The 11,225-nt window shown below is 67.6% G+C and carries 4 protein-coding genes; 2 read left to right on the top strand and 2 right to left on the bottom strand.

Annotated elements, in window-relative coordinates:
- Positions 1–230 precede the first annotated feature (230 nt).
- Both ACGF2Y_RS36385 and ACGF2Y_RS36380 read right to left on the bottom strand, forming a co-directional pair.
- Complete coding sequence (locus ACGF2Y_RS36385; protein WP_392956329.1) at positions 231–1,253, bottom strand: LPXTG cell wall anchor domain-containing protein; 1,023 nt, start codon at positions 1,251–1,253, stop codon at positions 231–233.
- A 166-nt stretch (positions 1,254–1,419) separates the two neighbouring features.
- Complete coding sequence (locus ACGF2Y_RS36380; protein WP_392956328.1) at positions 1,420–3,732, bottom strand: N-acetylmuramoyl-L-alanine amidase; 2,313 nt, start codon at positions 3,730–3,732, stop codon at positions 1,420–1,422.
- Positions 3,733–4,159: 427 nt separating this feature from the next.
- Between ACGF2Y_RS36380 and ACGF2Y_RS36375 the strand changes: the two genes are divergently transcribed.
- Positions 4,160–10,414 carry an RHS repeat-associated core domain-containing protein gene (locus tag ACGF2Y_RS36375; RefSeq protein ID WP_392956331.1) on the top strand — a complete coding sequence of 2,085 codons (6,255 nt, stop codon included), beginning with the start codon at positions 4,160–4,162 and terminating at the stop codon, positions 10,412–10,414.
- A 227-nt stretch (positions 10,415–10,641) separates the two neighbouring features.
- Positions 10,642–11,106 carry a hypothetical protein gene (locus ACGF2Y_RS36370; RefSeq protein ID WP_392956325.1) on the top strand — a complete coding sequence of 155 codons (465 nt, stop codon included), beginning with the start codon at positions 10,642–10,644 and terminating at the stop codon, positions 11,104–11,106.
- The last annotated feature ends 119 nt before the right edge of the window (positions 11,107–11,225 follow it).

Here is an 11,225-nt window from a genome sequence, read left to right as displayed (position 1 = left end):
GGGCGAGGCTTCTTCTTCCCCATGCTCTCCATGATGGACATCCTCCCGGGGACGAACCCCTGATCTCGAATGTCCGTCAAAGCGGATCAAGCCCAAAGGTGGGGGCACCGGTGCCCTGGTCGAGTTCGGTCAGGCGCAACGGGGCGCGAGATGGTCGGGCAGCGGGCCGGAGAGGGTGAAGTCCGCAGGGTTCCTCCCCCACCGGGGTGGGGAGGCACCCTGCGGGGTCGTCAGGCTGCCACGGTGCCGTTGGGACGGCGGCGCTTGAGGCCGAAGACGACGCCGGCGCCGGCGAGGATCGCGATGCCGCCGATGGTCGCGATGACGGGGAGGTTGGAGTCGGATCCGGTTTGGGCGAGGGTGCCTTCGGGGTTGATCTCGGTGCCACCAGCCGGCTTGACGGGAAGGGGCTTCTTGCCGCCTTCCTGGGGTTCGGCGTCGTTGACGTCGCCGGGTTCGGCGTCGGCGGCGAGGATGTCGAACTCGTAGAAGGAGTCAGTGCCGGCGAAGACGCAGTTGCCCTTGTCATCGGCGTAGACGCCGATGCTGATGGCGAAGCCGAAGCCTTCGGGGGCGTTCTTGCCGACGCTCAGGCGCATGTCGATGGAGAAGGACTCCTGGGCGCGGACGTCGGTGTAGCCGAGGTAGCCGGCTCCTTCGTCGTTCTCGTCCAGGGAGATGTCCGTCCACTGGCCCGTGTCGGGGTTCTTGAACTGCAGGGTGAGGTGACCGGTGGTCTCCTCCCACGTGTCGGTGTCGACCTGGGCGGCGAACACGCCGAGGTCGACACGCTTGTAGGCGCTGTCGCCCTTGTTGGCCACATTCAGCTGGAAGCCGTGGAACCCGCTTCCCGCGACGACCTTGGAGGGCAGTCCCGACAAGGTGGTACGCAGGTTCTTGTCGAGCGTGGGCTCCTCCTCACCGTTGCATATGTCCGCCGGGGACGTCGGGGTCGCGGAGGGAGCAGGCGTCGTCGCGCTCTCCTCGGGAGCCGGGAAGGTCTCGGACTCCTCCGGTGCGGGCGAGGTCTCGGACTCCTCAGGAGCCGGGGATGTTTCCGACTCCTGAGGGGCGGGCGAGGTCTCGGACTCCTGAGGTGCAGGCGACGTTTCCGACTCCTCCGGAGCTGGGGAGGTCTCGGAGGCTGTCGGGGTGGGGCTGGGTGTCGCGACCGCTGCTGTCGCGGACAGGAGGGTGAGCGGGGTGAGGACGGCGGTCGCTGCGGCGACAGCCATGGCACGGCGGAGCTTCATGGAGACCTTTACGGAGTCTGGGTGCCGGTCGGGGACGGCACGAAGGCTGGGAGGCCGCCCGAGTACGACCATGGGGGACACGGGTGAGGCCGTAAACATGACAAGCCAGAGTGGCGAAGGGTTGTACGTGACCCGCCACGTATGAGTGGGTGACGGGGTGCGCCCGTTACTTGAGGTAGACGAGTCCGTCGGTGGTGATGGTCGGGCGCCCGGAGGTACCGGCCACGACGATCTTGATCGTGTGCTTGGAGCTGGTCGCCCAGGTCTTGGTCCAGATCGCGTCGCGGTACTTGGTGGTGGAGGACTTGAGGTCGACCGTCGCGGTCTTGACTCCGTCGACGTAGATGTGGGCCTGGCCGGAGGTGTTGGCGCGGGAGACGACCCAGGCCGCGGACTTGCCGGTGAAGGTCCAGGTCAGGCTGGCGTTCTTGGCGGAGCTGGAGAAGGACTTGCCGCCCAGGTAGCTGGTGGATGACCTGACTGCCCAGGTGCCGGACTTGACGGCCGCGGTCTCCTGCAGGATCACGGGCGTACCGGTGGCGGATGCCGTCGCGGCGTTGCCCGCCTGGTCGTAGGCCGTCATGGACCAGGTGCTCGCCAGGCCTGATTTGCCGGTGTGGGCGGCGCTGAAGGTGGACGGCCCGTACGTCTGGGCCACGGGGGCGGTGAGGCGGACTTCCTTGAGCGCGGCGGTGTCGGTGGCCTTCCAGACGAGGGTGAGCGGGACACCCGCGGTGTTCACGGTGCCGTTGCGCAGTGAGAGGGCGGGCTTGGTCGTGAAGGTGGGAGCGGTGGTCTCGGCGATCACGGTTGCTGCCGCGGAGGTGGCTGTGGTGCCTGCCTGGTGGACGGCGCGTACGGCGACCTTGTGGGTGCCCTGGGCGAGAGTGGCCTTGGCGGAGGTCGCGGTGCCCGGCACGGTGGCCACGGGCTTGCCGTCGACCAGCAGCTCGTACTGTCTGATCAGCGAAGGCGGGGTGGTGGCCGTCCAGTTCACCGTGACGGCGGCCTTGGTGTAGTAGGTGGAACCGGAGACACCGGCTCCGGTGAGTGAGGTGACCCTCAGACCGGTGACCGGGCCGGCGGCCCAGAAGCGGATCGTCGCCAGCTGGCTGTAGAAGGCGTTGCCGGGGCACTGGGTGTTGTATCCGTCCCGGTGGCCATGGATGACGGGGAAGGGCAGTTGGGCGCCCTTGGCCCAGGTCTTGCCGAAGTAGTTGCGCCCGCTGTCTCCGGCGGTGAGGGTGGTGGTGCCGGCCGGGTCCACACCGTACTGGCCGAGCTTCCACGCGGCGATCCGGGCGACCGAGGTCATCGCGGCTGCGGCAGGTGCGGCGTCGGTGTAGGTGCCCAGCACGGAGATGCCGGTGGTCTCGGCGTTGAAGCCGTAGGCGTGCGCGCCCATGACGGGGCGGTCGACGCCGCCCTTGCGGCCCTCGTAGACGGTGCCGCACTTGTCGACGAGGAAGTTGTAGCCGATGTCTTTCCAGCCGAGTTGTTTGACGTGGTAGGCGTAGATGCCGCGGACCACGTTGGATGCGTCGGCGCAGCTGTAGCTGTTGGACTCGGCGGTGTGGTGGACCACGACGGCCTTGACCTTGCCGCCGGGCAGGTAGCCAGGGGCTTCGGGGCTGATCGACTCGTCCGCCCCCCATTCGGCCCGGGAGGTGATGGGCGGGCGAGGGGCGGTGGAGGGCGGCGCGGTCGGCGCCGTCGACGTCGGCGCGGGGCTCGCCGTGACAGAGGGGGACGGTGGCGCCGACGGGGTCGGCGTGCTGGTCGACGATGTCGGCTCCGGTGCCGGCTCGCTCACCGTCGGCTCGGTGCTCAGCTCGTCGCTCGCCGAGGGTTCCGGGGCAACGGTGGGGCTCTCCTCCGGATCTGCCGTAGTGGGGCTCTCCTCCGGGTCTGCCGTAGCCGAGGGATCCAGTGGCGGCGGGGGCGTGCTCTCCTCCACGCTGAACGCCGCCGGCTCCATGGCCGAAACGCTCCCCTGACCAGGGTCGATCATGTCCAGACGTAGCCCGGTCGGCAGACCGACGGACACCTTCCCGCCGGAGTTGACCCGTGCCTCGACGCCATCGGACGGACCGACCCAGGCCGGCTCGGTGCCGCCCCGCAGGGCGCCGCTCTCGCCCGGGCCGCTGTCACCGTCCAACGTCAGCCACCGCGACCACTGCCCGGTAGCGGCAGCGCGGGTACGAACCTCGACCGTGCCGCTGACGACCGCGGCCGGGTCGGTCCAGGTGATACCGAGCATGCTGAACGGCTTCACCTTGACCTGCCGCAGCGATGCCTGGCGCCCGTCAACGCTCGCCCGCAGTACGGCCGTGCGCGTATCGGCCTTCACCGGACCGGACTTGGCGTCCGCTGCGGTACTTCCCACAGGACTGCCGGTCACCGACTGGAACACCAGCACACCGGATATCCCCGCCGCCACGACAGCAGCCGTGCCCCCTGCGATTCTTCGCCGCTTCACGCAGCACCACCCCTTCAACTCATCCGTCCGCACCCAAGAGCGGCAGAGCCCAAATGCCCGCGCAGGGCGCACACCTGAAGGAACATACATCCCTCACACGAGCCCCTCGTGCCGGCTCACACCAGGCTGAAATGCCCCTTGCGCGGGCGCATCCAGGATGCAGCCGAAAGGGAAACGCTCGCCACACCGGACACGCAAGAGACGAACGTCACTTTACTTTCAGGAACTCCGAGGTCGATCTTGCCCCCCTTGTCTCAGTAATCCATCTTTTACCCCTCAGTACCGTCACATCTGCATCACGTGGGTGATGCAGATGTGATTACGAGACCGAGGAATCATGACGATGCATATACCTGCGCCGGAGGAGCGCGGGCGGCCTTGGTCCGGGGGGAGTCTGCGCTACATAGCGGGGAGTCTTGCCCTGGCCCTGTCCGTCACGCTGCTCGACGGCACCATCGCATTGGCCACCCAGCGCCAGGCACCCGCAGCACCGCAGAAGCCGACGGCCGTCACGCAGGCCGCGGACATACCGTCCGCCCGCGTCGCCGCCCGGCTGTCCGGCAAGCGGGTCGAGGCGCTGTCGGAGCGCACGGAAACCTCCACGACCTGGGCCAACAAGGACGGATCGCTCACCACCGAGCTGACGGCCGGTCCGGTCCGCTTCGAAGACGAGACGACCGGTGACTGGCGTGATGTCGACCTCGACCTCGTCAGCGTGTCCGATGGCGGAGTGGAGCCCAAGGCGCACCCGCAGGGTCTGAAGCTGTCCGGCAAGGCCGGTACCACGGCCGCTTCGCTGAGGGCGGCGCAGGCGGCCAAGGCCACCGACCTGGTGACCCTCGGTGAGGGTGACGAGCAGATCACGTTGCAGTGGAAGGGCGGTCTGCCCGCCCCGAAGCTGGACGGCAACCGTGCCGAGTACGTCAACGCCGTTCCCGGCGCGGACGTGGTCGTGGAGGCGACGCGTACCGGGTTCGAGCAGTACGTCGAGATCAAGCAGAAGCCCACGACGGACGGCTACACCTACACGCTGCCGCTGAAGGCCAAGGGCCTGAAAGCCAAGCAGCAGGCCGACGGCAGCGTGGTGTTCACGGACAAGAAGAACAAGAAGACCGCGGTGATGCCCGCGCCGGTGATGTGGGACTCCACCGTCGACGAACGCTCCGGTGAGCACACCCGCCGCGTGCCGGTGGCGATGAAGGTCGTGAAGAAGGGGGCGACCATCGACCTGGTCGTCACCCCTGACGCGAAGTTCCTCGCGGACCCCGCCACCAAGTACCCGGTGATCGTGGACCCGTCCACGTCGGCGCTCTCCAATGTCTTCGACACCTACGTCCAGCAGGGCGAGACCCGCGACTGGTCCACCGACACCGAACTCGACCTGGGCAACCCGGGCACGAAGAACGCCGACGGTACCCCGCGTACCGCCCGGTCGTTCATCTCCTGGAACACCGCGCCGATCTCCGACGCGCTGGTGACGGATGCGAAGCTGTCGCTGTGGAACTTCCACTCCGGCAACACGGACTGCAAGGCGTACCCGTGGGAAGTGTGGTCCACCGGCGCCGCTTCCACCTCCTCGCGCTGGACCGCGCAGCCTGCGTGGACGGCCAAGAAGGCCACCTCCACCGAAACCAAGGGCAATCCTTCCTGCACCTCGGCGCCCGACGGGTGGATCAACGCCGACGTGTCCACCCTGGTCCAGGAGTGGGCCTCTGCCAAGGCCGCCCGCGGGCACATGGGTCTGCGCGCGACGAGCGAGACGGTGACCGCGCAGTGGAAGCGCGTCAACTCCGCCAACGCCGCCACCAACCCGCCCAAGCTCGTCGTCACCTACAACTACCGGCCCCGTACCGGCACCAAGCAGGAGGCCGGCCCGCCGTACTTCTCCTACGGCGGCGCCTACACCGTCAACACCCTCACCCCGACGCTGCGCGACACGTTCGTCGACGCGGACGGTGACAAGGTCAACGGAACCTTCCAGGTCTTCGACAACGCCACCAACACGCAGGTCGGCAACGTCATCGTCTCCCCGTACGTGCCCTCCGGGCAGGTCGCCTCGGTGACCCTCCCCACGGGGATGCTCACGGACGGCAAGACGTACAAGTTCCGCACCTCGCCCTATGACGGCAGCCACTACAACGTGGGCTGGTCGGCATGGAAGACGTTCACCGTCGACACCAAGGCGCCCTCGGCGCCCACGAAGATCGTCTCGACGGACTACCCGTCGGACAAGTGGGTCAAGGGCACCGGGCAGGCCGGCACGTTCACCGTCACGCCGCCCGCCGGCAGCGACCACCACTGGCTCGAGTGGTCCCTCGACGGTGTGACCTGGACCAAGGCCGCCACCGGGGGCTCCAGCACCGACAAGGCCATCAGCCTCACCCCGCCGAAGGACGGCACCCACACCCTCCAGGTCCGGGCCGTCGACAAGGCCGACAACAAGTCCGAGGCCATCGACTACACCTTCCACGCGGGCCCCGGCGGGTTCATCCAGCCCGGCGACGGTGAACGCACCGCACGCCGCCTGCCCTTGGCCGCCGAGGCCGACGCCGCCAAGTACGACAACGTCTCCTTCTCCTGGCGCCGCTCGGAAGCCGACCCGTGGGTGAAAATCCCGGCGACCGACGTCACCTCAGGCGGAACCCCCCTCACCGCCTGGCCGGTCCCGATGACGGGCGGCAAGAACGCCCCGTTGGTCTGGAACACGACAAGCACCGTCGACCCCGACGGCAGCGTGCAGATCAAGGCCGACTTCACCGGCCCCAACTCCGCCTCGGGCAGCACCGAACCACTCACCGTCGTCGTGGACCGCAACGCCTCCGGCGCCGCGTCGGAGAACGTCGGACCGGGAACGGTGAACCTCCTCACCGGCGACTACACCCTCTCCGCCACCGACACATCCGCGTTCGACCTCTCGATCTCGCGCACTGCTTCGTCACGCACCCCGGACAAGGGCGCGAAGCAGGAAGGCCAGGCACCGATCTTCGGCAAGGAGTGGGTGACCGGCACCGTCGCGGAGATGACGGACTCGGACTTCTCCCACATCCGCAAGGTGTCCGACACCGCTGTGGCCGTCGTCGACTCCGAGGGCGAAGAGACCCACTTCACCGCCAACGCCGGCAAGACTGGCTGGATCCCCGAGCCCGGCTCGGAAGACCTGACCCTCAAGGGCGGAGTGACCGGCTCGTTCACGCTCACCGACACCGAAGGCACGGTCACCGAGTTCACCAAGCCCGACGCGGCCGCCACCACCTGGCAGGTCTCCAGCACCCTGCTGGACGGCCTGTCCAACTCCACCAGCACCGTCATCTCCGAGACCGTGACCGTGGACGGCAAGAAGCTGGCCCGCCCCAAGCGGATCATCGGCGCCACCTCGGCCACGACCGCGGCCGCCTGCACCGCCGACCCGGCGACCAAGGGCTGCCGCGTGGTGGAGTTCGTCTACGCCACCTCCACCACCGCCACGACCTCGGTGTTCGGTGACCACAGCGGACAGGTCAAGGAGATTCGCCTGTGGTCCACCGCTCCCAGTGCGGCAGCGGCGACCTCCAAGTCCACCCAGATGTACGAGTACGACACCTCGGGCCGCCTGCGCCAGGCATGGAACCCGCAGATCAGCGCCACGCAGAAGTCCGAGTACGCCTACGACGCCGCCGGACGGGTCACCAAGTTCACCCCGCCCGGCGAGCTGCCCTGGACGTTCACCTACGGCAAGGCCGGCAACGCCGCCACCGCCGGTGAGGGCATGCTCCTCAAAGCGTCCCGCCCGGGGCTGAAGCAGGGCACCGTCGACACCGTCGAGGGCGAGGCGCACTACAGCGTCGTCTACGACGTTCCGCTGAGCGGCAATGCGGCTCCGTACACGATGGACGCCTCCGGCGTGAAGGCGTGGGGCCAGCTGGACGCTCCCACGGATGCCGCCGCAGTCTTCCCAGCCGACGCCGTTCCCACGTCCCACACCGGCAGCTCGCTCACCTCCGGCGACTACAAGCGGGCCGAGGTGCACTACCTGGGCGTGTCCGGACGCGAGATCAACTCCGCCACACCCGGCGGGCACATCTCCACCACCGAGTACGACCGGTTCGGCAACACCGTCCGTGAACTGTCAGCCGCCAACCGGGCCGTCGCCCTCGGCCTCACCGCGGACGACAGGGCCGTCCAGGCCGATCTGGGTATCGCCCAGCTCACCGCCGGCGAACGCGCCGACCTGCTGGCCACCCGCTCCCTCTACAACGAGGCCGGTACCCGCGAGCTCGAAGAGTTCGGACCGCTGCGCCGCATCGACCTCACCGCCGACCTGAAGTCCGGCACCACCACCCTCGTCCCGGCCGGCACCTCGGTGACCGCCCGGACCTGGACGGTCAACGAATACGACGTCGGCCGGCCGACCGACGGCACAGCCAAGGTCAAGGACCAGGTCACCAAGGTCATCACCGGTGCCGAGGTGCGTGAGCACCCCGGCGTGCAGGGTGAGACCCGCAGCTCCCAAACGGTCTATGACTGGGCCAAGGGCCTGCCTACCCAGAGCGTCCAGGACCCGGGCGGGCTGGCCATCACCACGAAGACCGAGTACGACGCCCAGGGCCGCACCATCAAGCAGCTCCTACCTGGTGCCAGTGGCACGGATGCGGCCACCAGGGTGACGACGTACTGGTCCGCCACCGGAACCGGCACGTGTGCAGGGCGCCCGGAGTGGGCCGACCTGGTCTGCTCCACCGGCCCGGCGGGTGCGATCACCGGCGGCGGCAGCAACCCGGCCGGACTGCCGAGCACCACCACCGAGTACGACTGGTGGGGCAACCCCGGCAAGGTCACCGAGACCGCCAACGGCGTCACCCGCACCACCACGACCACGTACGACAACGCCGGCCGCCAGACCAAGGTCGCCATCACCGGCGGCATCGGCCAGGCGGTCCCCGAATCCACCACCGAGTACGACCCGGCCACCGGCCAGGCCGTGAAGACCACCTCGCCTACCGGCGGCACCATCACCAAGGCGTACGACAAACTCGGCCGCCAGATCTCCTACACCGATGCCGACGGCGGCACCACCACCACCGAGTACGACCTGCTCGGACGGCCGGTCAAAGCCACCGACAACGTCCCGTCCACCGTCACCTTCACCTACGACACGGCCATCGAGCCGCGCGGCATGGCCACGAAGACCACCGACTCCATCGCTGGCACCTTCCAGGCCACCTACGACGCCGACGGCTCCGTGACGAGTGAGAAACTGCCCGGCGGATACACCCTCAAGCAGACCGAGGACACCACCGGCGCGGCCACCGACCGCACGTACACCCGCGACAGCGACAGCACGATCGTCTACTCCGACACCGTAACCGAATCCATCCACGGCCAAGTCGCATCGCACGCAGGCTGGTCCGACCAGACCTACCGCTACGACACCACCGGGCGCCTCACCACGGTCGAGGACACCTGGAACACCGAGTGCACCCGCCGTAGCTACACCTTCGACCAGCGCACCAACCGCAAGTCCCTCACCACCGCGACCGGCGCCCCCGGCACCGACTGTTCCACCACGGGAAGCACCACCACCAACCACACCTACGACAGCGCCGACCGCCTCCTCGACACCGGCTACATCTACGACGCCTTCGGCCGCACCACCACCGCACCCGGCAACGGCACCATCGGCTACTACGCCAACGACCTCGCCCACCAGCAGACCGCGAACGGCAAGCGCCAGACCTGGCAGCTCGACGCCAACCTGCGCTTCCGCTCCTGGAAGGTCGAGACCGGCAGCGGCAGCACCTGGACCCAGGAACAGTCCAAGGTCAATCACTACGACGGTGACGGCGACAACCCCCGCTGGATCACCGAGGACACCGCCACCGGATCCCTGACACGCAACGTCGACTCCGCCTCCGGCGACCTCGGTGCCACCACAAGCAAGACCGGCGACACCGTCCTGCAGTTCACCACCATCCACGGCGACGTGGCCCTCCAGCTCCCGCTGGACACCTCCAAGGCCCCCGTCGCCCTGGACAGCGACGAGTACGGCAACCCCCGCACCGGCCAGGCGGCCACCCGCTACAACTGGCTCGGTGGCAAACAGCGCTCCAGCGAGACCCTCACCGGCCTCACACTCATGGGCGTGCGCCTCTACAACCCCGCCACCGGCCGATTCCTGTCCATGGACCCGGTCTACGGCGGCGGTGCCAACGCCTACGAGTACGTCAACGGGGACCCGCTCAACCGCTACGACCTCGACGGCAAGTGGTGGAGCTGGAAGAAGGTCAAGCGCGGCTTCAAGCGCGCCGGCCGCCACGTCCGCAGAAACTGGCGCACCTACGCCGGATACGGCGCCACCGCCGCCTGCATCGTCGCGTCCGCCGGAGCCTGCGCCGTCGCCAGCGTCGCCGTCTTCGCCGCCACGTCCATAGCCGACGGCCGAGGAGGGCGATGGCGCACGAAGAAGTACTGGAGATCCACGGCCAAGTCCGCAGCATGGACCGCGTTCGGCGTCGGCGCGGGACGATTCGCCGCCGGCTCCTGGTGGAAGTCGAGCCGAGGCTACTCCCGAGGCGGCAGGCATGCCGCGGGACGGCGCCCTCACGCGAAGCGCACCTCATACCGACGGACCGGCCGCAACTACGCTGGCAACGTCTACACCGGAACGATCACCTGCGGTATGAGCTGGAAAATGCGCTACTGCTAGGCAGCTTCCGATAACAACCAGGGGTGCCGTACGATTCGTGCGGCACCCCTGGCGACTTTCTCCATTAACAGGATCACAAGAGGATGAGGAGGAACTCTCAGCACCTCCTCAGTTACACAAACCACGCCAACAACAAACGCCCATGCCGGACATGCATCATTGGGGAATACAGAGTGCACTACAGGAACAGGGTTATCTTCTCTGTCTCCATCGCAATGGAGGCGACAATGGCGGCTGTCGCCGTCTACTTTCTTCTTTTCGATTCCGGTGCACCGAAAGACGTTTGGGATGTATCTCTTGCACTGTCCCTACCGTGCGGAGTGAGCTGGATTCTCATCCGAATCGGCATCACTCCGTCCGTTGAATGGAGTGATACCGAAGTGAAGGTGTGCAACCCCCTCTTCACCTATGGTGCGGGGCTGGATCAAGTGCGCCTGCTCGGCAGGAGCGGCAGAGGTGGCGCAATCGAACTGGAGGGCATCGGGGTAGTGATGCCATGGTCCATGACGCGTTCTGTTTTCGATGGCAAGAGAGCGAACCAGGCCCAGCGGGATCTCAGGCATGCGGTACTTCGGGCGCAGAAGACTGGGGAAACGGAAAAAATACCGGCAGCGAGAAAACTTCGCTACGGATGGTTCGACCTACTCATCGTCCCGATGCTGGCCGCCTGCGTCTGGGCGTTCCTGCCTTGAGGATTTCCGCACAGGAATTTCCGTCCGGTTACTGAGGTTGAACTCGGGATGTCGTGCTGCTGATCAGGCAGGTCGGATGGTCAGGCCGGTCTCGGTGAGGCAGCCGTCTATGAGGTGGC

It is taken from the genome of Streptomyces sp. NPDC048142, from assembly GCF_043202835.1.
In the GTDB taxonomy this organism is placed as follows: domain Bacteria; phylum Actinomycetota; class Actinomycetes; order Streptomycetales; family Streptomycetaceae; genus Streptomyces.
Note: the sequence above shows the minus strand (reverse complement) of the source record. Positions and strands in the feature narration are given on the sequence as shown.